Source organism: Sphingopyxis sp., from assembly GCF_016704835.1.
GTDB lineage: Bacteria > Pseudomonadota > Alphaproteobacteria > Sphingomonadales > Sphingomonadaceae > Sphingopyxis.
The window spans coordinates 1-20,350 of the sequence record NZ_JADIZJ010000003.1 but is presented as its reverse complement, the minus strand read 5'-3'; the positions used below and the strand labels follow the sequence as shown (position 1 = coordinate 20,350).

The window sequence follows — 20,350 nt, the reverse complement described above, 5'->3', positions numbered from 1 at the left end:
TGCTCCTCGTCAGAGCGGGCGCCACCAGTCATGAACCTCCCAAAAGCCGATGACGCCATCGAACAGGGCGCAGAGGATCAGCATTTGTCGGCACGGCACCGAATAGCGCTCGCGCGCGATCTTGAGATGACGGACGACAGTCTCTTCGCTGATGCCGAGGATGCCGGCGGTCTCGCCGGCAGTCTTGCCGCGGGCCGACCAGAGCACACATTCACGCTGGCGCTCGGTCAGCGCCGCCCGCCGCGTACGCAGGAGCCGGTCCCGATGAGCCGCCGCGCCGCAGCACGAAGCGCCACGGCACCGGCTGATCTCGGCGGCGTGGGCATCTCGAGCGGGATCCTGGCATTACAGGAGCGACGGCTGAAAGGAACAGCTTCCGGTGCTTCGCCGGGCAAGTGCCGCGGCACCGTGAAGCCGTCGCCGATTCCGCTCTCGCGGGCGACCTTCAGCAATTGCCGGTCACCGCAGAAGCGGGATGTAGTGATCGACATTGCGCCATTGGAAACCGTCATGGATTTTTGTAGCGCGCCGGATCGGGTCGGTGCCACGCTGAGATCAAGCCGACATAGACATTCGCCCAGGCGTCGGGATAATTATGCACCAGCATCGATGCACCCTCGCCGCCACCGCCGCGGCGATCGAAGGCAAGCGCGAAAAGATCAAATCCCATGCGGTCGGCGGCGTTCGACAGGGCGGCAAAGAGCCGGCTCTTCTTGTCAGCCTGATATGTCGTGTGCGAGTTCCTCCGTCAGATTAAAATGCTTCACGTCGATTCATCGGCCGCCGGCACGTTCCCGACCCGTCCGCCCGCGATCCGCTCCATGGCTCATCGCTCCCGTTTCCTCTCCGGGAGACAATGACGTTGAACAAGCTGCGCGATGGTCCTCGCACTGCGGCGGGCGAGTGATACCTCAGCCTCTCTACGCAATGCCGATCGCCTCTTCGGTGTAACGACAGGAAATCGCCTGATAAAGCGGCTTGGGTGCTAAACGGACTCAGATTGACACCAATCGGTCCCTTTCGAAACCGGGCCGCGACAGGCCTCGGGTCGGGACTCCAGGCACACGGTTGACGATCGCCAAATGGCATTTGCCGACAACATGCGTCTTGCTTCGGATCCTCGATTGCCAAACCGTAAGCCTGGTCCAGGGATCGCGGACGGGAGCTGTGACAAAGCTCCCACTGAATTGCGATGAGTCAGAGGGTTTTGTCACATCGCGGACTGAGCAGCGGGGTCTTTCCTACATTATCCAGGCCATGGCATCGGGGGGCCAATGGATCGGGGAACCGAAATGGAAATCCGACCTTGGCGATCGAATTCTGGTTCGCGGCCGTGCTCGTTGGCGGCTCCTTTATTGCCGGACTCGTTGGCGCGATCCGATCATTGTTCGGCGAATAAGCGATCGGCAGGCGATCCGGATCCTTCAAATTTATCGGGACCGTCGGGCAGGAGTCCGTTCGGCGTCGGCGCGCGTCATGACCCCCAAGCTAATGCGTCGCGAGGAGCGCTTCGCTTGCCTTGACGAGCGGCATGACTTCGACGCCACCGCCAAGCGGATATGTCTCGGACCCCGGATAGATGAGCAGACGCCGCGCCGGCTCGGAGATCGTCACAGGCTTGGTTAAAGCCGCGTTCCAGCTTCGGGCTGCAGGCTTCCGCAGATCTCGACGGCCCAACGCGCATCGCCTGGCAGCGTCAGCACGAGGTCGATTTCGGCACCGGCGGACGTCCGGTAGGAATTGGCACGCGTGCCTTCGGGTGCGGCGGCAATCAGGGGTTTCGACCACAAGGCCTTCCCAGCTGGGGCCGGCGATTGGATGCCCAAGGATATCTTCGCTCGTTGTGAGCCCGAGCAAAGCGTATGCGAGGCCGCTGTCACGCACATATATCCGCGGCGATTTGACGAGACGCTTGCCGGCGTTGCTGTGCCAGGGCTCTAGTCTGCGCACTAGGAGGAGATCGACCAGGAGAATGGAGATAGCCCGCAACCGTCTTGGCATCGACCCCAAGGCTGCGGGCGAGTTCCGGCCGCGTTAAGCAGCCCCGATTGGCGATGCGCGAGCATCGTCCAGAAGCGCCTAAGCGTTTCCGCAGCGATGCGCGGACCCAGGAGCGGGATATCGCGTTCCAGATAGGTGCGGATGAAATCCTGCCGCCAGCGCTGGCTCGCCCGATCGCTGCTGGCTAGAAAGCTGTCGGGAAAGCCGCCGCGCACCCAGAGGTGATCGAGCCGATCCGCGCCGACTTCGAGCGCATCGAGCGGGTGCATTTCAAGATAGCTGATCCGCCCGGCGAGGCTTTCCCCCGATTGGCGGAGCAGATCGATCGACGCCGAGCCGAGCAACAGAAATCTTCCGGATTTTCGCCCGCTGCGGCGACCCGCATCGATGAGGCCGCGAAGGGTCTGGAACAGACCCGGAAGCCGGTGTACTTCGTCGAGGATGACGAGCTTGTCGGCATGGTCCGAGAGATAAAGCTCGGGTTCGGTGAGTTTCGCCCTGTCCGCATCGGATTCAAGGTCGAGATAAATGGAAGGTAGTGCCTCACCCATCTCGAGCGCAAGCGTCGTCTTCCCGACCTGCCGGGGTCCAATCAGCGCTACAGCTGGTACTTCGTCCAGCCTTTCCGCCAACTCTGCTGCACTCGCCTCTCAATCATCCTTGCAATTATGGAGTTGTATTCCCGATTTGCAAGGTTATTTTTGCTCGTCGGGTCCAAATCCATTTTTTCGGTATCGGAAAATTATCGGTACCGCAGATCCAGTTTAGACATATCACTCGCCGCTCGGAGCCCTGCGTCGTCGGCCACCTGACTCAAAGGAGGGTGGGCGTATCAGCGCTTTGGGGCTTGCGGCTGAACCAGGAACTTCGGTTCGCTCGACCTCCAGCCGGTTTGCAGGATATTGGGTAACGAGCTTCATTGCCTCCTCAGCCGAAGCTTGCAGCCAGGCGTCATGATCGGCGGCGTGAAGAATGACCGGCATCCGGTCGTGAATGTCGAACAGCTCCTCGGTCGCATCGACCATCACCATTGTATAGCAATCGCCCCACTCGTCGGTCGGACGCCAGAGCCCGGCGCAGGCGGCGAGCGGCTGGTCGACGACGTTGAGCCAGGTTCGCGTCATCTTGCCTTTCTCGCCTTCGGCCTCGGCGAAGGCCGTGATCGGGATGAGGCAGCGCTGGGCGGGATTGGTGAACCAGCTTCGCCAGAAGGTCATCAGCTTATCGTCGCGGGCATTGTTCACCGGCTTCGGCTTGCTCGTCGGCTTCATATGCTTGAGCCGAACCGGGAAGCCCCAGGTCATCGACTGGAGCGCGCGCGTGCCCGCATCGTCGCGGACCACAAATCCTTGTCCGCCGGGATAGACTTCGCCGGGTTGCGCATTGGTGAGCGGGCGCCGAGCGCCGAACGCCGAGGCCACTTCGGCAACCGAAGCCTTGAGGGTCACGAGATTGCACATGGCGGCGGTCCCTTTCAGGCCGCGCCCAGCATTTCGTCGAAATTCTGCTGGATCGGCGGCATGATGCTGAAGCTATTCTTGGGGAAAGGCCGCAACATGTCCAGCGGCGGCCGCGCCGCCATCAACCAGTCGAACCAGTCCTCGGGGCGGACCACGCCGACGTGGCGATCCTGGCGCGGCGCGAGATCGTCATAAGCCGGGACGGTAAGCGCCGCGAAGCTCTCAGGCCACAGGCGGTGCGCCGGACGCCAGACCGCTGCGATGCAGAAGAAAGGCTCGTCGCTGATGAGGCTTGCGGCGTAGATCGTCTTGCCGCGCTTCACGAGGCCGAACTCATTGGCGAGCAGCAGACAGGGGCGATCAATGATCGCGGTCTCGGACTTCAGGAGCGGGATCTGGAATATCTCGGCATCGCGCGAGGGCAGGCCCCACAGCAACTCCTTCTCGCGTTCGCGCTGACCATCCCATACCATCACGCGGTGGAGCTTGCCGATGCCGACCAGCGCGTCGTCCGTCTCGATATCCATGAACTCAGTCCTCAGGCGCGGAAACGGCTGAGCGCGCGCTTCCATTCGCGTTCTTCGGGCATCGGCAGGGCGATGTCATCGGGGCTCGGGTCGACGAGCTCGATCCGCACCGGGCGGACGCGCTTGCCGGTTCGCGCGCCGCAGCGGACGCACCAGAATTTCTGGCACGCCTTGACGAGATTGCCGTCCCACATCCTGCACTCGAAGCGCCACCAGATCCCATAGGGATTGAACGTCGCACTATGCCCGCAGCGGCAAACGGGCTTGATCGCCCGAAACCAGGCCGCGGCCTCGAAGACATGCGTGGCGCGATGCTGTCCGTCCTTCGTCCATCCGCCCACGTCACAGGGAGAGTCCAAGCTGGTCGGGGCTTGCGGGCTCCGCGCCGGCACGGACGCTCTCGATGATCGCACGCGCGAGTTCGAATGCGGCCTCGACACGGATGTGACTTGTCGGCGCGGTGATACCCACGCGCGCCCAGCCGGGGGCGGAAAGGATGGTCTCTGCGACTCCGGGCGGTATCGATATTGTCCATGCCCTTATGAGAACATAGAGAGAACAATTTGGCAAGTGGGTGACCGGGACAGCGCGGGCGGCCTGCGTGGTCAGCGGGCGCTTGCTGCCGCTGCCGCCCGTCGCCGCCCGGTCCGGGGCGCGCGGCCGCCACCGGCAACGCCAGAAACCGGCGAGGAAGAGATGGCCCGCCCCTGGGCGGCGGACCGCGCGCGGCGAGAGAGGCTCGCTGCCGGCCGCCCCAGGAGACGCATGCTATGAAACTCTTGACCCCCGCGCTCGAGGCGCAGCTTCGCGCCAATCTGGCCACCCGGATCGACACGCTTTCGCGCGGCGAACGCGAGCCGGACCCCAAACCGGTCGTCCGCCTGTTCAGCCCCGTCGGCGCGGCGACCTGGCTCGCGACCGAGATCGATGCGGAGGGAATTTTCTTCGGCCTCGCCGATCTCGGCTTCGGCTGCCCCGAACTCGGCAGCTTCGCGCTCGCCGAACTCGAGTCCGTCCGCCTGCCTTTCGGCCTCACCATCGAACGCGACCTCCACTTCACACCCAGCCACCCGCTCTCGACTTATGCCGAAGCGGCGCGGCGTGCGGGATCGATCGTGCTGGGGAGCAAAGGCTCCGGCGCGCGGCCGAGCGACTTTCGGGGCGCGGCTGACGCGCCCGGCCGCCTGCCGGGACCGCCACGGCGGCCCCGGGAGGAAGAGGGGGCTGGCGCCTTCGTGACGGGTCCAGGAGCCGGGAGAGTGTCTCGCGGCGGCCCGTCATGGAGAAAGCCCATGGCCAGACAGGCCCCGAAACTCATCCTCAGCCCGTCGCGCGACATCCCGTTCGACCGGCTGTTTCTCTCCCAGTCCAATGTCCGGCGGGTGAAGGCCGGCGTGTCGGTCGAGGCGCTTGCCGACGATATCGACCGGCGAACCCTGCTCCAGAGCCTCAACGTCCGGCCCGAACGCGACGCCTCGGGAAAGGAAACCGGCCGCTATGAAATACCGGCCGGGGGACGGCGCTATCGCGCGCTCGAACTGCTGGTCAAGCGCAGGCGTCTCGCGAAGGATGCGCCGATCCCCTGTGTCGTGCGCGCGGCGGACAGCGAAATTCTCGCCGAGGACGACAGTTTCGCCGAAAACGCCATGCGCGAGAGCCTCCATCCGCTCGACCAGTTTCGCGCGATGCAGGCGATGGTCGACAAGGGCGACGATGTCGAGGCGATCGCGGCGCATCATTTCACCACCCCCGCGGTCGTGCGCCAGCGGCTGAAGCTCGCCGCGGTGTCACCGAAGCTCCACGACATCTATGCCGACGACGGGATGACGCTCGACCAGTTGATGGCCTTCACCGTCGCCGACGATCATCAGCGCCAGGAGGAGCTCTGGGCGCAGCTCGATCACAGTTTCAACAAGAGCCCCGGCTTCATCCGCCAGAAACTCACCGAGGACAGCGTGCGGGTCACCGACAAGCGCGCAGCGTTCGTCGGCGTCGATACCTATGTCACGGCAGGCGGCGGCGTGGTGCGCGACTTGTTTGAGGCCGACGGAGGCGGCTGGCTCACCGACCTGGCGCTGCTCGACCGGCTGGTCGACGAAAGATTGAAAGCTGAAGGCGAGCGCATTCTCGCCGAGGGCTGGAAATGGGTGACCACCTCGATCGACCTGCCGTGGGACGCGACGCGCGACCTGCGCGCGATCGACCGCACGGAGGTCCCGATGACCGACGATGAACAGGCCCGCGTCGCCGCACTCGAGGCTGAAAGCGAGGCGCTTTGCGAGCAATGGTCCGAGGTGCCGGACGTGCCCGCCGAAGTGCATGCGCGGATCGATGCGATCGACGCCGAACTCGGCGCGCTCGTCGACCGCCCGCTCGTCTTCGATCCCGCCGAGATGGGACGCGCCGGCGCCTTCGTCTCGATCGACCGCGACGGGTCGGTGCGGGTCGAGCGCGGGTTCGTGCGGACTGAGGATGAGCTGGAGCGGGAGTTGGCCGATGGCGAGGCTGATCCGGAAACGGAAGCAGGGGGCGAAGGGTCCGGCCTGCGTGGCGGCGGGGATGGCGATCACGTCATACCGCCTGTGGACAGCGATGGCGGAGACGAATCCGATGCGCTGCGTCCGCTTCCCGATCGCCTCGTGTCGGATCTCACCGCATGGCGCACACTCGCGCTCCAGGACGCCTTTGCCCAGGATCCGGCCATTGCCTTCGCCGCAGTGCTCCATGCTCTCGTTCTCGGCTGTTTCTATTCCGCTACCCGGGAAAGCTGCGTCGAGATCGCGCCGAACCGCGTCTATTTCAGCAACGCACCGACGAACCTGCGCGATTGCGCGCCGGCGCAGGCGATCGATGCGCGCTCGGCGGTCTGGAAAGAGCGGCTTCCGCAGGACGACAAGGAGCTTTGGGACTTTCTGCTGACCCTCGACGGCGAGGAGCAGGCGAAACTCCTCGCGCATTGCACCTCGCTCTGCGTCAACGCCCAGGCCGAGATCGTCCCCAAATATGACAATGGCCGCATCTCGGCGCACGGCGTGGCGCGCCGGATCGCGCACAGCGATGTGCTGGCGCGGGCGGTTGGGCTCGATCTCGTTGCAGCGGGCTGGCGGCCGACGGTCGAGGGCTATTTCCGCTCGGTGACGAAACCGCGGATCCTCGCCGACGTCGCCGAGGCGCGCGGGACGCAATTTGCCGAGATGATCGATCATCTCAAGAAGGGCGACATGGCGCGCGAGGCGGAACGGCTTCTCGAAGATGCGGCCTGGCTTCCTGAGCCGATGCGCACGTCGGGGCTCGACGATGCTGAACTCGGCGACGCGGAGGGCGATCCCGCCGATGGCGAATTGCCTGCTTTCCTTGCCGAGGATGCAGTCGAACTGGACGGCGCGAACGACGCCGAACTGCCTGTCGCGGCCGAATAATCGGCTTCCGCCCATCGCTGACAATCGAGGCTCGGACCCGGCAGCGATGCCGGGCCGGGCCCTTTTCCGGAGACCTGACATGAATGATTCAAATCCCATTCGCCGCTCGAACGATGGAGGCTGTCATGGCTGATCGCGTTCCCGCATCGATCCAAATCGGCGGCGAAATCTCTGCCGCAGTTTTCGCAGAGCTGCTCCACATCATCGCCTTTGAGGGCCTGTCGCCCGAATGGGGCGGCGAACCGTTCGACGCCGAAAGCCGCGTCGTGGGCCAGCCGCTCGCGCTGTTCGACGAGAGTTGCGCCTGGGGCAAGATCGACAATCTCGAGGCCTTCTGCGTGGAGAAGTGTCTGCCCTTTGTCCGTTGGTCGGGCAGCTATCCCGGCGAATGGTCGCCCGAGCGGCTCTGCCGGCTGCGACGGAAAGTGCGGCCGCACCGCGGGAGGCGAGCCATGGCTGATTATTTTTCCCAGACCGTGATCCGGCCCGACATTCCCCGGACCGCGATGACCGAACTAGAATGGCGGGTTCTTCGCGACATGTTCGAACATGAGGAGGTTGGCGAGGATATCTATTTCTTCGCCAGCCATGGCCCCAATGACTTCGTTTTCCTCGAGATCGTGGAAGTCCGGCGGCTCCTTGGGGAAAGCGATGGCATCGCGAGCAGCGTCGCCGATCTCGTCCGAAAGGAAATCGGCACATGCGATCCTGACGCAGCCGAGCTCGAACTCGATATGTCGGTGATTGGTTTCGAGAGCATTTTTCAGGACATCATCCGCCGTTCGGCGCTCGACCATGTCGAGGTCGAGGCCGCATGGACCTGCTCGAAAATGCGGCCCGACGGTTTCGGCGGCGCCGCGACGCTGATCACGGCGGACGATATCGAAGCGGTCTCGACGGCGGGATGGCTTGAGGAGGCCATCGCCCGCCTGTCGGGCGATGCCCCTGACTGACGCCTGTCCAGACCATCGTTCACCGACTGCGAAAGCCCGGCCCGCGCGCCGGGCTTTCGTCTTTTCTGGCACTTGACGCGAGAGGAAGATCCCATGCCCTCGATTATCGAAACGACCGTTTATTGCCTTGATGAACTGCCCGAGGCCGCAAAAGAGAAGGCGCGCGCCTGGTATCGCGAAGGCGGTTTCGACTATGACTGGTTCGAATCTGTCTATGAGGATTTTGAGCGCGTCTGCGACATATTGGGGGTCCGTCTCGACACGACCCCGGTGCGCCTCTTCGGCGGCGGGACGCGCCGGAAGCCCCGCATCTGGTTTTCCGGCTTCTGGAGCCAGGGTGACGGGGCCTGTTTCGAAGGCGATTACAGTTACGCCAAGGGCGCATCGGCGGCGATCCGCCGCTACGCGCCCAAGGATGTCGAACTTCATCGCATCGCCGATGCCCTTGGTTCGATCCAGCGCCGCAATTTCTATCAGCTCCGCGCGCATTGGCCATCGCGGTCGCTATTATCACGAATATAGCATGGACATTGTCGTCGAGCGCGACAGCCCCGTCGTCCAGGATATGACGGCTGACGCCGAAGAGGATGTAAGCGAGGCGCTGCGCGACCTGGCCCGCTGGCTCTACGGGCGGCTCGATGACGAATATGAGCATCTGACGTCCGACGCGGCGATCGACGAGATGATCCGCCTCAACGAATATGGCTTCACCGAGGATGGGGTTCGCTTCGGTTGAGAGGGAGAGGCGGGGCCGGGAAGGGGGAACCCCCGGATCCTGGAGAGAGCAGCGGGCGGTTCATTCCTGCCCCGCTCTCTCAAGGATTTCAGCCATGCATATGACCTTCCCCGATGCGGCGCGCGGCGCCGCGGCGACCGCTCCTTCCAGCTCGGTCGCGCCAGCTTCCCGGCGCCTGCTCGATGCCGCTCAGGCGCTTCAGCCTCTACTCGAGACGGGCCAACCCTTCTCCACGGCCCAGCTTCGCGAGGCGATGGCACGCGCCTTCGGCGCGACCGATGCTGAGGGCGCGTGGGACTGGAAGACGGCCTATGACGCGTGCGAGGCGGCGCAGATCCTGCTGCTTCGTCGCTATGGCCGCGCGCTCGTGGCGCGCGGCCGCTCGCCGAAAAGCCAGCTCGCGACATGGGAACGGCTGGCCGCGCGCATCCCGACGCAAACGCGGCGCTCGGAGGAAGGCCAATCCCTCCAGCAATTCTCGACGCCTTTGCCGCTCGCCTTTGTGGCGGCGCACGCGGCCTCGATCCATGCCGGCGACCGCGTGCTCGAACCCTCGGCCGGGACGGGCATGCTCGCGATCCACGCCGAACTTGCCGGGGCCGCGCTCGCGCTCAACGAGTTGGCCGGCGGTCGCGCCGAGCTTCTCGAGCTACTGTTTCCCGCCGTGCCGATCACGCGCCATGACGGCGCGTCGATCGACGACCGTCTCGACGCTGCTTTCGTCCCCGACCTCGTCCTCATGAACCCGCCTTTCTCCGCCACGGCGCACGTCGACCGCCCGATGCGAGGCACCGCACTTCGCCATATCGCCTCCGCGCTCGCGCGGCTCCGCGACGGCGGTCGGCTGGTCGCGATCATGGGGGCGAATTGCGCGCCCGAGGCGGCCGCCTTCCGCGCCGGTTTTGTGCGATTACAGGAGCAGGCGACGATCCTGTTTTCGGCCGCGATCGCTGGCAAAGTCTATGCCAAACATGGGACGACGACGGCGACGCGCCTGCTTGTTATCGACAAGGTGCCTGCAGCCGATCCATCCCTGCTGCCAGCCAGCCATGGGGAAGCACCCGACCTGGCGACGCTGCTGGCTTGGGTGACCAGCCATGTGCCGCCGCGACCTGCCCCGCCGGCCCCTGCGCCAGCGGCAACTCCGTTCCTCCGCGGCGCATCGACTGCTCTCAGTCCCCTTGCCAAGGGATCCATGCGACCGGAAAAGTCCGCGTGCGTTGCGGCGGGCGAGCTGGTCTATGAGACGATCGCGTGGTCGCCGCCCATCGGACAACTTGGCGAGGCGATCTACGAGCCCTATGTGCTCCAGTCCTTGCGCATTGCGGGGGCGTCACCCCATCCGACCGCGCTCGTCCAGTCGGCGGCGATGGCGTCGGTCGCGCCGCCGCGGCCTTCTTATCGGCCGGATCTTCCCGAAAATCTCGCTGCCGACGGTCTCCTGTCCGATGCCCAGCTTGAGTCGGTCATCTATGCTGGCGAGGCCCATGCCGGCCATCTGTCCGGCGCGTGGACCGTCGACGAGACGTGGGACGTGGTGAGCGCCGCGAGCGAGGACAATGAGGCCGCGGTCCAGTTCCGGCGCGGCTGGTTCCTTGGCGACGGCACCGGCGCCGGCAAGGGCCGCCAGGTCGCGGGCATCATCCTCGACAATTGGTTGAAGGGCCGGCGCCGGGCGCTCTGGATCTCGAAGTCGGACAAGCTGCTTGAGGATGCGCAGCGCGACTGGGCGGCGCTCGGGCAGGAGCGATTGCTCGTCACGCCGCTGTCGCGGTTCCGCCAGGGCACCCCGATCCGGCTTGCCGAGGGCATCCTCTTCACCACCTATGCGACGCTTCGCTCGCAGGGCCGCGAAGGCAAGGCGAGCCGGATCGAGCAGATCGCCGCATGGCTCGGCCGCGATTTCGACGGTGCGATCATTTTCGATGAAGCGCATGCGATGGCCAATGCGGCGGGTGGAAAGGGCGAGCGCGGCGACCAGAAACCGTCGCAGCAGGGTCGGGCTGGGCTGCGGCTCCAGCATGCGTTGCCCGACGCGCGTGTCGTCTATGTGTCGGCCACTGGGGCGACGACGGTGCAGAACCTCGCTTATGCGCAGCGGCTCGGCCTGTGGGGCGGGAACGACTTCCCGTTCGCTTCGCGCGGCGAGTTCGTCGCCGCGATCGAGCAGGGCGGTGTCGCGGCGATGGAGGTGCTCGCGCGCGACCTCAAGGCGCTCGGCCTCTAGGAGCCCGTCCACGAACTCTTTTTCGCAGGTGTCGCGGCGGACATGACGGCGTTCGCGCCGGGTTTTGACCTGAGGGGTGGTAGAATCGCGGTGATTGGGCCCGAATGCCGGGTTGGTTGCGGCCTGTGGCGCTGAAGAGACGCAATCGAAGAGGGCAGAACTACGCTACGGCCCAGAGCTTGGTGATATTGTGGGCGATGCAGACGAGGCTCCATTCGTCTTGGACTTTGTCGAGACCGCGCAGGAGGAACTGACGGAATCCGCGCGCTTGCTTGATCTGTCCGAAAACCGGTTCGGGCAGTTGTTTGCGTAAACGATAGCGACTGCGGTGTCCGCCAAGCTTGAGCTTCTGGCGCATCGCCTGGGTGAGCGGTCCGCCCACCTTGCCTCCGGTCGTCGGGCGCTTGGCCTGGCCCGTGGCGATGTAAGCGGAAATCTCGCGATCCTTGAGCCCGGCCAGATTGGCTTCGAGCAACAGCCGGCGTCCGCCGAGATCTCCTGGCCTTCTTGCCCTCCATGTTCCGGGTGACAGCGTCGGTGAGCGGGATCAGGCAAGTGGAATCGGCTGACGAGTTCGACAGCGAATGCGCCACGATTATTTGCGCGGTCGCATCGACGGCGATCTGACCGTTATACGCCTGAATGAAGCCATCCTTGCCCGGCATGATCCGACTGTCCGGGTCGGTGAAATTGCGCTGTGCCTTGGGCTTGGGCGTTCCTGGCGGATGCTTGGGCTTGCGGCCTGGCCGCGGTCCATCGCTGCGATCGTCATCATCGCCCTTCGCCTTGGCCTTGGCATCTTCCTTTGCTCGGGCCTCGGCTTCGAGCGCGGCCTTGGCCTCACGGATCCTGGTCAGGCGCTGCTGTTTGTCGGCAACCCAGTCGGGCAACTCGTCGCCGCGCTGGCCGGCACCGAGGCTCGCATCATCGCGGCGGTCAGCGGCCTCGGCAGACTTGAGCCAGCTTGCCACTTCGGCCGCAAGCGCCGCTTCGGCCTTCTGCATGCGGGCATAGCTCATCGCCTTGTGCTTGGACGCATTGGCTTTGATCTTCGTACCGTCCAGCGCGACGTGGCCAAGCTTGACCAGGCCAGCCTCGGCGCACAGCTTCAGCACCTGTACGAACAATCCCGACAGCGCTTTGAGATGCCGCTTGCGAAACTCTGAGATCGTCCGAAAATCCGGCTTCGAACTGGCCGTCACCGCAAGGAAATCGAGCCGGTCTTCGCAAGCTCGGCGCCCGGCGCGTCACCGTGATGGCGCGCGTCGTCCGCCAACAGGGCGCGCGGTTTCGCGCCGCGCCGCTGGCGCGTCATATCTCCTATCTCGAGCGCGAGGGCGTGACCCGTGACGGCCGCGACGCGAGCATGTTCGATGCGGGCGGCGACGCCGCCGATCGCGATGCGTTCGCCGCGCGCTGCGAAGACGACCGGCACCACTTCCGGCTGATCGTCAGCCCGGAGGATGCCGCCGATCTCGGCTATCTCCGTTCCTTCACGCGCGACCTCATGACGGGACATGGACGCGATCTCCACACCCGCCTCGACTGGGTGGCGGTCGATCACTGGAATACTGACAATCCCCATATTCATATCCTCGTGCGCGGCGTCACCGACGATGGCGCCGATCTGGTCATCGACCGCGGCTATATCGCTTCAGGCATCCGTGGCCGCGCCGAATCTCTTGTGACGCTCGAGCTCGGTCCGCGCAGCGAGATCGACATGCAGAGCGCGCTCGCGCGCGAAGTCGATGCCGAACGCTGGACGAGTCTCGACGTCCGGCTGCAGAGGCTCACCGACGAAGCGAGCGGGGTTATCGATCTTAGGCCCGCGGCAAACGAAGACCGGCACATGCACGGCCTGCTGGTCGGCCGCGCCGGGCGGCTCGAGCAGATGGGTCTCGCCGAGCGGCAGGGTGCCGGCCTGTGGTCGCTGAAGGCGGGCGCCGAGCAGGCGCTTCGCGAAGTCGCGGTGCGCGGCGATATCATCAAGACGATGCACCGCGCGCTGTCGCGCGGCGGGGGCGCTTCGATCCCGCCGCGCTTGCACTTCACGACGGCGCGCCCGCGTCCGCGATCGTGGGCCGGCTGGTCGAGCGGGGGTTGCATGACGAACTCGTCGGCACCGCCTACGCGATCGTCGATGGCGCTGACGGGCGCACCCATCACATCCGCTTCAACGACATGGAGATGACCGGTGATGCCAGGCCGGGCTCGATCGTCGAGCTCCGCAGTTGGGAGGATGGCAAGGGGCGCGCGCATATGTCGCTTGCGACGCGCTCGGACCTCCCGCTCGCGTCGCAGGTCACCGCGCCCGGCGCGACCTGGCTCGACCGCAACTCGTCGCCCGTGAACCGGTCGAGTGCGGGAATGGCTTCGGTCTCGAAATCCGCCAGGCGATGGAAGAACGGACGCGCTATCTCGTCGAGCAGGGATTGGCGTCGCGCGCCGGGGACCGGCTCACTCTCTCGTCGGGGCTCATCGACAAGCTCGCCTCGCGAGACCTCGAGGCCGCGACCGCATCGATTGCCGAGCGGACCGGCCTTGCCCACAAACCGTCGGCTGCCGGGGATTATGTGAGCGGCATCTACCGCAAGCGCGTGACACTCGCGTCGGGGCGCTTCGCCATGATCGACGATGGGCTGGGTTTCCAGCTCGTCCCCTGGCGCCCCGCGCTCGACCGCCATCTCGGCCAGCACATCACCGGCACCATGTCCCCGGCGGCTCGGTCGATTGGGCGCTGGGTCGGGGCATCGGCATTTAGAAAGGCATCGTGCGATGAACGACAAGATCCTCTGGGGCCAGATCGCGGCCGTCGGTTCGATCGTGATCTTCGCGGTCTGGGCAGCGACGCAGTGGACCGCGGGCGCGCTCGGATTTCAGCCGGCGCTCGGCGCGCCCTGGTTCCGTCTTGGTGACTATCCGGTCTATCCGCCGCCCGCCTTCTTCTGGTGGTGGTTCGTCTATGATGCCTATGCGCCGCCGATCTTCTACCGCGGCGCCATGATCGCGGCGTCAGGCGGCTTCGTGTCGATCATTGTCGCGATCGCCATGTCGGTATGGCGCGCCCGCGAGCGGCAGCGCGCCGAAACCTATGGTTCGGCCCGCTGGGCCGATGCGAAGGACATCCGGCGCGCCGACATGCTCGGCGATGTAGGCGTCATCTTGGGGCGGTTTGGGCGGACCTATCTTCGCCATGACGGCGCCGAACATATCCTCTGCTTCGCACCGACACGATCGGGCAAGGGCGTCGGCCTCGTCGTACCGACGCTGCTCACCTGGCCGGGCAGCTGCATTGTGCACGACATCAAGGGCGAGAATTGGCAGCTGACCTCGGGCTTCCGCGCGCAGCATGGGCGCGTCCTGCTCTTCGATCCCACCAACATCGCGTCGGCCGCGTACAATCCGCTCCTCGAAGTGCGGCGCGGCGAATGGGAAGTGCGCGATGTGCAGAATGTCGCCGATGTGCTTGTCGATCCGGAAGGAAGCCTTGAGAAGCGAAACCACTGGGAGAAAACAAGCCATTCGCTGCTCGTCGGCGCGATCCTGCACGTCCTTTATGGCGAGGAGGATAAGTCGCTTGCCGGGGTCGCGGCTTCACGCCTGCCGAAAACCTGCTTCAGACGCTTCCGCTCAACGGATATGAAGTTGTTAACCTCACGGCCACTTACAGCTGGGATCGCTTCCAGTTGAGGGCATATGTGAACAACGTCTTCAACAAGCAATATTTTGTCGGCGGCGTGATCGCGGCGCGTGCTTTCGATCAGCCGACCACGCCAGGTGAACCGCGCACATTCGAAGTTAGCTTCCGCGTATCGCTATAATTTTTGAAGGTTTGCACGACCTTGCAGTCACCATCCTGGCGAATGACAAAAAGGACCAAGAAATGTCCCTTTTGCCGGACGCCGGGGTGGTCGGCAGAAACTGTCGATGCAGAACTTTAACCGACGACTTGAAGCTCGGAGGGATGAGAGTGGATCGAGCTACTACCCTTCAGGAAAATGAGAAAGAGGCCCACGGAACTCTGCTGATTGTCGAGATTATGGGAGGGGTATTTTTCTCGAAAATCATCGCCGCGGGATATCGACGAAGGCGTAGCGGTGCTGCGGAGACGGCCTCTCTGGCCATTTCAGTAGCGCAAGCTTTGAGGTGAACCCGTCGATGCCTTTTGCCGCTCCGGCTTCTGAGAAATGCGGAGTTCCTGTTTGGGAGACTAGACGCGCGCGCGTCCTCGGCCGGACGACTGCCTCTGGCAAGCGCAGATGTTGAACGAGTCGGAGATCAGTTTCCATGAAAGTCGACAGGAAGACGCAGCTATGATGCGCGCCGCTAAACTTTACGAGACTGGCGCACCTGAAGTCATATGCGTGGAAACGATCGAATTGTCACAGCCGGGGCCTCACGAGGTACGCCTCCGGCAAATTGCAATCGGCGTCAATTTCATCGACGTCGCGGTCCGGCGCGGCCTCATCGCTCTGCCGCTTCCATCAGGCCTGGGTGTCGAGGCTGCCGGTGTCATAGAAAGCGTCGGCTCCGGGGTGGCGGACTTCGCAGTCGGTGACAGGGTTTGCTATGGTTTTGCGGTACCGGGCGCGTACGCGACCCATCGCAACATCGAAGCCAGGTCCCTCGTCAGGCTGCCGGATACCATCGATTTTGAAACCGCTGCGGCCGCTACTGCGGCCGGCCTAACCGCAGGCTATCTTCTTTTAAGGCATGCCGCCCGCTTGCGGCAGGCGATGCGATCTTGGTGTATGCTGCCGCAGGTTCAGTCGGGCAGCTTCTGGCGGGATGGGCCAATCACGTCGGTGCCACCGTCATCGGTGCGGTCGGTTCGCACGAGAAGATAGCTGCCGCACGCCGCGCAGGTTGCCACGACGTCATTAATTATCGCACCGATGATATCGCTGCCCGCGTGCGGGAAATGACCGGCGGAGCCGGGGTGTCGGTGGTCTATGACAGCATCGGGAAAAATAGCTTCGACGCATCCCTCGACTCTCTTGCCGTCCGCGGAACGATGGTGAGCTTCGGAAATGCTTCGGGACCTATACCGCCGTTTGACATTGCGAGGCTGACTCAAAAGGGGTCGATCACGCTGGTACGGCCCAGTTCGCAACATTTTATCGGTGGTCCCGGAGAACGCGACGAAATTGCCCGCTCGCTCTTCGGGTTAATCGAGCGTGATGTTCTGCATATATCGATTCATCGACGCTATGGTCTGGAAGGGGCTTGCGACGCTCACCCGTGACCTCGAAAGCCGTACGACAGTGGGCAGTCTCCATTCTGAGCCCAAACTGACAATTGGCGCGGACCGTCCGGACGCAATTGCTGACGACAGGCGCTCCTTGCGCACAGTTCGGCTCCTACGCAATGCCTTGCCCGAGACCGCTCGACCTAATAGCCGGGGTCGAGAAGGCCCGCGCGGTTGTTCCACCACTCGGCAAAACCATATACGGCCATCGTCATCGATCGAGATGAAGCGCGGGTACGATTCGTTGTTTGCAGGGGGATATTCCACGAATTTTCCGCTCTCAGGATCCAGACGAACAAGATTGTTCCCTGCATAATCGGCCGTCCAGATGTAGCCCGGTTTCTGTCGACGAACACCGAGTAAGGCATCGCGCCTTCGGTCGGGATGCTGAAAAGGGAGGACTGTCCTGACACGGATCGTAGCGAACGAGGTGGCCATCGGTCCAGTCGGTAGCCCGATATGACTCCGTCATTGTCGACGTCGATACCACGCACGCTGGCTACGCCGGGAAGCTGGATATTTTCTGCTGTCCAGTCGCGGGTCCAGCCCACTATGCCGCCTGTCTCGAGCACCGAATACCAGACGATCCCCGCCGCATCACGAACCGCGTGATAAGCATAGGCGGGCCCCGTCTGGGGACCGGCTGACCCGGCGTCGCGCCACGAGCCACCCAAGACCGGGGGCCAGGGGTCACGTCGATCGGCTGCCAATAGGTTACCTTGTCTGTTGCCGGATCGACCCGATAGACCTTCGAGCCGTTGCCCCAGATAATGCCGTCAGCGTCCGTACTTAAGGTGTGCGGAACCGACTCAAGATCGACGTAGCGAACGTCGTTGGTGCCTGGCGTGATGACGCTCATCTGCCGCGCCCCCGGCATGCCTGTCCAAACGCGCCCCGTCCTATCGAGCGTCGGAGTGTGCGGCATCGAAACCGGCTTTGGCATCGCAACTGAACTCAGCTTGCCGCTTTCAAAATCCCAGTGGGTGATCTCATTGTTGCCGGGTACGGCGATCCACGCGCCGCCCTTGCGGTCTGCAACAATGCTGTGCGGTAAACCCCTCCGATCAGTGTTTCTGAGATTAATCGTGAAAATAGTTGCTTTGAGAGCCTCTTGATCGACCGGGCGGCTCTTTACCGTTTCGAGCGAGGGTGGTGCATCCTTGCCAAAATATTTGGTTGTGAGTTTTGCGGCATATTTGAGATCCGGATCGTGAAGGAAAGTGATGCCATACGACAGCTGCATGTTGCGCAATATGGAATCGAAAACGCCTTCGTCGGAACCCCTGAACTGCTCAGGCTCTGTCATTCCATGACAGCCAACACATCGTGCTTTGAGCCAGTCCGTCTCCGTATTCTTCGGAAGAAAAGATGTAATCTGGGCCGAGGTGAGCTGCGTGCGATCAAACTCTGGCGACAGCCGGAAGCTCCGTGTTCCATTATCCTTGGAAGTAAGAGTCACCGATTGCGTGGCGAAACCGAATCTTGATGCCGACAGGCTGAATTCCGCCGGGTAGGGAACGACGATCCGGTAGGCGCCATTAGAATCCGTGAGCCGTGAAATCGCGCTTTGCTCGTCCGCAACCGTCACGAAGGCGCCGCGAACGGGCGCGCCGCTGGCGTCTGTCACAGTCCCGCTGATCTCGAACGGAGCGGGGGGTGCAACCGTCGCCAATGCTCTCGCTTTATCTCCGACCAGAGCGATCGCTGCCGATCCGACGCTCAAGCCTACTGCTATCATGGCATAGGTTCGCATGTTCAGACCCTCTCCGATTTGGGACGCTCGGTCATCGTTCCCTATTCACGTTCGTTTCTCCATATTTGCGCGGGATGTGGCTGCATATTCCGCATCGCGGATAGCGCCATACGCAGGTCACCACGCTCTTCCGGCTTTGGCTCCAATTTCGCCGCGCGCGCCATCCGACACTATGATGCCGCTATCGGGCGATCGGAATAGAAGCCCTGCGTTCACCAATGCTAATCATCCGGAACAAGCAAGACTTTGCAGCCCCACGTTCCGGGATCGATGGTGAGAATCTCGATGTTCTAAATTGTGGAGTCAGGGGGTCGCTCATAATTTTTGCCGCTATTGCATTTGCAAGGAAGACGGCGGCAAGCCGAACACGAAAACAAGGTCGTCCGGGAGAGGCATGAGGTGAAAATGAACGCCGAGTTTAAGCAGCGATGGCCTGCGTTGATAGTCGCATTCGTAGGGATGGGTCTCTGCATGCCGACAATTCCGCTCTTTGGCTGGGGATTGTTCATGCAGCCGCTGTCGCAGGCGTTCGGCTGGTCGCGCTCGGACATACCAGTTCGGGTCTTCGCCGCGTTCACAATCATCTCTGGGTCTCGCTGCCTTTCCAGGAGGTTTTCTCATTGATCGATCCGGACCCTACAGAATTCCCGCTATCTCCATGCCGCTGAGCTGTCTTGCATTCGCTGGCCTGGCCGCCACCGATGCTTCCACATTACGATATTATATTCTTTGGATCATCGTGGGCATTGCCGGGGTGGGAAGCGGCCCCATTGTCTGGACTCCGCCTTCTCCGAGCAATTCCACACGTCGCGGGGATTAGCACTCGGAATTGCATCGTGCGGGGCCGCAGCGTTTCTTCTCATCGTCAAACCCGTTGTCCAACTCGTGATAGGTTTGGCTGGCTGGCAGGTCGGGCTTGTGTTTCTAGGACTGTTGCCCTCCTCCTCCTTTATCCTGCCGCCCTGCTTGTCATGCGGCCGCGACCGAATATCGACGCAGAAGTGATAACAGCCGCTGGCGATGCCACTGACCGGCTTCTAGCTGCACGAGATATTCGGTCAGGCGGTTTTAATCATGATCCTGTGGCATTGGGTGCTGCGGCAGTTCCCGGCATCTTGCCGCACCTTGAAGGCGCGCTCCAAAGTCAGGGCATTTCGTCGTCTGACGCCAGCATGATGACCGCCCTCATGGGGATCGCACTGCTTATCGGGCGGCTTGGAGCCGGCTACTATTCGGACAAGTTCTGGTCCCCGGGCATGTTCGCGGCGTTCCTCGTCCTCTCAGGTGTCAGTGCCTTCTGTTTGACACAATCACATGAATGGACGCTCCTGCTGCTTTGTGTCTTAGGTATAGGCGCGGCCTCCGGCGGCGAATTCCAACTCCTCGCCTACATCACAGCACGCTATTTTGGAGTGCGAAGTTATGGTGCGACTTTTGGTCTGTTGTACGGCCTGACCACTGGCCTCGGGGGACTCTGGAGTCTCGCTATCGGAAGGATGGTCGATACGACGGGCAGCTACGCGACTCCATTCGGCTTCGTCCTGATTGCTCTGGCGGTAAATGCCGGCGTTCTGATGTTTATGGGGAGGGCGCCAACTTGGGCCGGGAAATCGTCCTAACAGGGGCCGCCCAAGTCATCGAAGCTTCCCGCTCTATCGATGCCGCACTTGCCCCGTCTGCTGCCCGAAAATTGACATAGGATTAGGGCATCGTAACCTCCGTTGCCTGGGTTTTCGGGCCACCTCGCATCGTGGGGTGATCGGGGCATTCCATATGATTATCGCTGGGAATGCTTTCCTTCATGAACGGCTCCCCAAGTGCCGGGCAGCGGCGGCGCTGCAAATCTATTCATGGGCTGCAAATACAAGGTCCAGGCCGTAATCTGAGGCATGCCGGTAAGCGGATAGCGCCATATCAACCTGCAATTACCCGATGACGAAATACCCGATTCCAGCGGCTTGGGCCCGCCGTTGCGCTGCGAGCGGCCGCAAATCGCATAGCGACATACGCTTCGGCGAATGGCCTT

21 protein-coding genes and 5 pseudogenes are annotated in these 20,350 nt (G+C 63.2%); 13 read left to right on the top strand and 13 right to left on the bottom strand.

Annotated features, from left to right (window positions below):
• Positions 1-9 precede the first annotated feature (9 nt).
• The 9 genes from IPF76_RS09485 to IPF76_RS20785 all read right to left on the bottom strand — a co-directional run bounded on the left by IPF76_RS09485 (position 10) and on the right by IPF76_RS20785 (position 4,459).
• Complete coding sequence (locus IPF76_RS09485; protein ID WP_293842892.1) at positions 10-207, bottom strand: hypothetical protein; 198 nt, start codon at positions 205-207, stop codon at positions 10-12.
• Positions 208-227: 20 nt separating this feature from the next.
• On the bottom strand, positions 228-512 hold the full coding sequence (locus IPF76_RS09480; RefSeq protein ID WP_293842890.1) for a hypothetical protein: 285 nt from the start codon (positions 510-512) through the stop codon (positions 228-230).
• Entirely contained in the window at positions 509-670 is a 162-nt protein-coding gene (locus IPF76_RS09475; protein ID WP_293842888.1) for an autoinducer binding domain-containing protein, read from the bottom strand. Before IPF76_RS09475 ends, IPF76_RS09480 begins: the two co-directional genes overlap by 4 nt.
• An 818-nt stretch (positions 671-1,488) precedes the next feature.
• A complete protein-coding gene (locus IPF76_RS20790; RefSeq protein ID WP_366499435.1) occupies positions 1,489-2,001 on the bottom strand; it encodes a DUF4143 domain-containing protein in 513 nt (170 codons plus the stop codon).
• Positions 1,950-2,552 (bottom strand): AAA family ATPase, encoded by a 603-nt coding sequence (locus IPF76_RS09470; protein ID WP_293842886.1) that lies wholly within the window; start codon positions 2,550-2,552, stop codon positions 1,950-1,952. The genes IPF76_RS20790 and IPF76_RS09470 overlap by 52 nt, the downstream gene beginning before the upstream one ends.
• Positions 2,553-2,774: 222 nt before the next feature.
• Complete coding sequence (locus tag IPF76_RS09465; RefSeq protein ID WP_293842884.1) at positions 2,775-3,461, bottom strand: SOS response-associated peptidase family protein; 687 nt, start codon at positions 3,459-3,461, stop codon at positions 2,775-2,777.
• Positions 3,462-3,475: 14 nt separating this feature from the next.
• The gene (locus IPF76_RS09460; protein ID WP_293842882.1) at positions 3,476-3,988 is read right to left on the bottom strand and encodes a hypothetical protein; all 513 of its coding nucleotides are present in this window, start codon (positions 3,986-3,988) and stop codon (positions 3,476-3,478) included.
• 11 nt (positions 3,989-3,999) lie between these two features.
• Complete coding sequence (locus tag IPF76_RS09455) at positions 4,000-4,329, bottom strand: hypothetical protein (protein WP_037556209.1); 330 nt, start codon at positions 4,327-4,329, stop codon at positions 4,000-4,002.
• Position 4,330: 1 nt separating this feature from the next.
• Positions 4,331-4,459 carry a DUF6771 family protein gene (locus tag IPF76_RS20785; protein WP_366499432.1) on the bottom strand — a complete coding sequence of 43 codons (129 nt, stop codon included), beginning with the start codon at positions 4,457-4,459 and terminating at the stop codon, positions 4,331-4,333.
• 299 nt (positions 4,460-4,758) lie between these two features.
• On the opposite strand from IPF76_RS20785, the gene IPF76_RS09450 reads away from it, so the two are divergent.
• From IPF76_RS09450 to IPF76_RS09435, 4 genes and pseudogenes are all read left to right on the top strand, one after another.
• Entirely contained in the window at positions 4,759-7,407 is a 2,649-nt protein-coding gene (locus tag IPF76_RS09450; RefSeq protein ID WP_293842880.1) for a DUF2958 domain-containing protein, read from the top strand.
• A 125-nt stretch (positions 7,408-7,532) separates the two neighbouring features.
• Positions 7,533-8,360 carry a hypothetical protein gene (locus tag IPF76_RS09445; protein WP_293842878.1) on the top strand — a complete coding sequence of 276 codons (828 nt, stop codon included), beginning with the start codon at positions 7,533-7,535 and terminating at the stop codon, positions 8,358-8,360.
• Between the two features lie 93 nt (positions 8,361-8,453).
• Positions 8,454-9,096: pseudogene (locus IPF76_RS09440) on the top strand (antitoxin of toxin-antitoxin stability system).
• A gap of 100 nt (positions 9,097-9,196) precedes the next feature.
• Positions 9,197-11,320 (top strand): annotated as a pseudogene (locus IPF76_RS09435) (strawberry notch-like NTP hydrolase domain-containing protein); the annotation flags it as partial.
• 163 nt (positions 11,321-11,483) lie between these two features.
• Here IPF76_RS09435 and IPF76_RS09430 read toward each other — a convergent pair.
• Entirely contained in the window at positions 11,484-11,798 is a 315-nt protein-coding gene (locus IPF76_RS09430; RefSeq protein ID WP_293842876.1) for a transposase, read from the bottom strand.
• Between the two features lie 109 nt (positions 11,799-11,907).
• Here IPF76_RS09430 and IPF76_RS09425 point away from each other — a divergent pair, with 109 nt between their 5' ends.
• The 8 genes and pseudogenes from IPF76_RS09425 to IPF76_RS09395 all read left to right on the top strand — a co-directional run bounded on the left by IPF76_RS09425 (position 11,908) and on the right by IPF76_RS09395 (position 16,568).
• Positions 11,908-12,489 carry a hypothetical protein gene (locus IPF76_RS09425; RefSeq protein WP_293842874.1) on the top strand — a complete coding sequence of 194 codons (582 nt, stop codon included), beginning with the start codon at positions 11,908-11,910 and terminating at the stop codon, positions 12,487-12,489.
• A gap of 89 nt (positions 12,490-12,578) precedes the next feature.
• Positions 12,579-13,331, top strand: a pseudogene (locus IPF76_RS20780) (DUF3363 domain-containing protein); the annotation flags it as partial.
• A pseudogene (locus IPF76_RS20775) lies at positions 13,247-13,501 on the top strand (DUF3363 domain-containing protein); the annotation flags it as partial. The pseudogenes IPF76_RS20780 and IPF76_RS20775, both read left to right, overlap by 85 nt.
• Positions 13,502-13,719: 218 nt before the next feature.
• Complete coding sequence (locus tag IPF76_RS09410; protein ID WP_293842872.1) at positions 13,720-14,238, top strand: DUF3363 domain-containing protein; 519 nt, start codon at positions 13,720-13,722, stop codon at positions 14,236-14,238.
• Positions 14,147-14,917: pseudogene (locus IPF76_RS09405) on the top strand (type IV secretory system conjugative DNA transfer family protein); the annotation flags it as partial. The gene IPF76_RS09410 and the pseudogene IPF76_RS09405, both read left to right, overlap by 92 nt.
• A gap of 104 nt (positions 14,918-15,021) precedes the next feature.
• Entirely contained in the window at positions 15,022-15,144 is a 123-nt protein-coding gene (locus tag IPF76_RS20770; protein WP_366499428.1) for a hypothetical protein, read from the top strand.
• Positions 15,145-15,582: 438 nt separating this feature from the next.
• On the top strand, positions 15,583-16,170 hold the full coding sequence (locus IPF76_RS20765; RefSeq protein ID WP_366499426.1) for an alcohol dehydrogenase catalytic domain-containing protein: 588 nt from the start codon (positions 15,583-15,585) through the stop codon (positions 16,168-16,170).
• Positions 16,071-16,568, top strand: a complete 498-nt coding sequence (locus tag IPF76_RS09395) for a zinc-binding dehydrogenase (RefSeq protein WP_293842894.1) — start codon at positions 16,071-16,073, stop codon at positions 16,566-16,568. The genes IPF76_RS20765 and IPF76_RS09395 overlap by 100 nt, the downstream gene beginning before the upstream one ends.
• Positions 16,569-16,714: 146 nt before the next feature.
• Here the strand turns inward: IPF76_RS09395 and IPF76_RS09390 are convergent, their stop codons facing one another.
• Both IPF76_RS09390 and IPF76_RS09385 read right to left on the bottom strand, forming a co-directional pair.
• A complete protein-coding gene (locus IPF76_RS09390; protein WP_293842870.1) occupies positions 16,715-17,122 on the bottom strand; it encodes a hypothetical protein in 408 nt (135 codons plus the stop codon).
• Positions 17,122-18,324, bottom strand: a complete 1,203-nt coding sequence (locus IPF76_RS09385) for a carboxypeptidase-like regulatory domain-containing protein (protein ID WP_293842868.1) — start codon at positions 18,322-18,324, stop codon at positions 17,122-17,124. The genes IPF76_RS09390 and IPF76_RS09385 overlap by 1 nt, the downstream gene beginning before the upstream one ends.
• Positions 18,325-19,496: 1,172 nt before the next feature.
• On the opposite strand from IPF76_RS09385, the gene IPF76_RS09380 reads away from it, so the two are divergent.
• Positions 19,497-19,943 (top strand): hypothetical protein, encoded by a 447-nt coding sequence (locus IPF76_RS09380; protein ID WP_293842866.1) that lies wholly within the window; start codon positions 19,497-19,499, stop codon positions 19,941-19,943.
• Between the two features lie 158 nt (positions 19,944-20,101).
• On the opposite strand, the gene IPF76_RS09375 is transcribed toward IPF76_RS09380, so the two are convergent.
• The coding region (locus tag IPF76_RS09375) for a hypothetical protein (RefSeq protein ID WP_293842864.1) at positions 20,102-20,350 on the bottom strand (249 nt) is incomplete at its 5' end.

Coding starts and splice junctions, on each gene's coding strand:
- IPF76_RS09480 (WP_293842890.1), bottom strand. CDS start 512: ATGACGGTTTCCAATGGCGCAATGTCGATCACTACATCCCGCTTCTGC.
- IPF76_RS09475 (WP_293842888.1), bottom strand. CDS start 670: ATGGGATTTGATCTTTTCGCGCTTGCCTTCGATCGCCGCGGCGGTGGC.
- IPF76_RS20790 (WP_366499435.1), bottom strand. CDS start 2,001: ATGCCAAGACGGTTGCGGGCTATCTCCATTCTCCTGGTCGATCTCCTC.
- IPF76_RS09470 (WP_293842886.1), bottom strand. CDS start 2,552: ATGGGTGAGGCACTACCTTCCATTTATCTCGACCTTGAATCCGATGCG.
- IPF76_RS09465 (WP_293842884.1), bottom strand. CDS start 3,461: ATGTGCAATCTCGTGACCCTCAAGGCTTCGGTTGCCGAAGTGGCCTCG.
- IPF76_RS09460 (WP_293842882.1), bottom strand. CDS start 3,988: ATGGATATCGAGACGGACGACGCGCTGGTCGGCATCGGCAAGCTCCAC.
- IPF76_RS09450 (WP_293842880.1), top strand. CDS start 4,759: ATGAAACTCTTGACCCCCGCGCTCGAGGCGCAGCTTCGCGCCAATCTG.
- IPF76_RS09445 (WP_293842878.1), top strand. CDS start 7,533: ATGGCTGATCGCGTTCCCGCATCGATCCAAATCGGCGGCGAAATCTCT.
- IPF76_RS09425 (WP_293842874.1), top strand. CDS start 11,908: ATGCGCCACGATTATTTGCGCGGTCGCATCGACGGCGATCTGACCGTT.
- IPF76_RS09410 (WP_293842872.1), top strand. CDS start 13,720: ATGGAAGAACGGACGCGCTATCTCGTCGAGCAGGGATTGGCGTCGCGC.
- IPF76_RS20765 (WP_366499426.1), top strand. CDS start 15,583: ATGTTGAACGAGTCGGAGATCAGTTTCCATGAAAGTCGACAGGAAGAC.
- IPF76_RS09385 (WP_293842868.1), bottom strand. CDS start 18,324: ATGCGAACCTATGCCATGATAGCAGTAGGCTTGAGCGTCGGATCGGCA.
- IPF76_RS09380 (WP_293842866.1), top strand. CDS start 19,497: ATGATGACCGCCCTCATGGGGATCGCACTGCTTATCGGGCGGCTTGGA.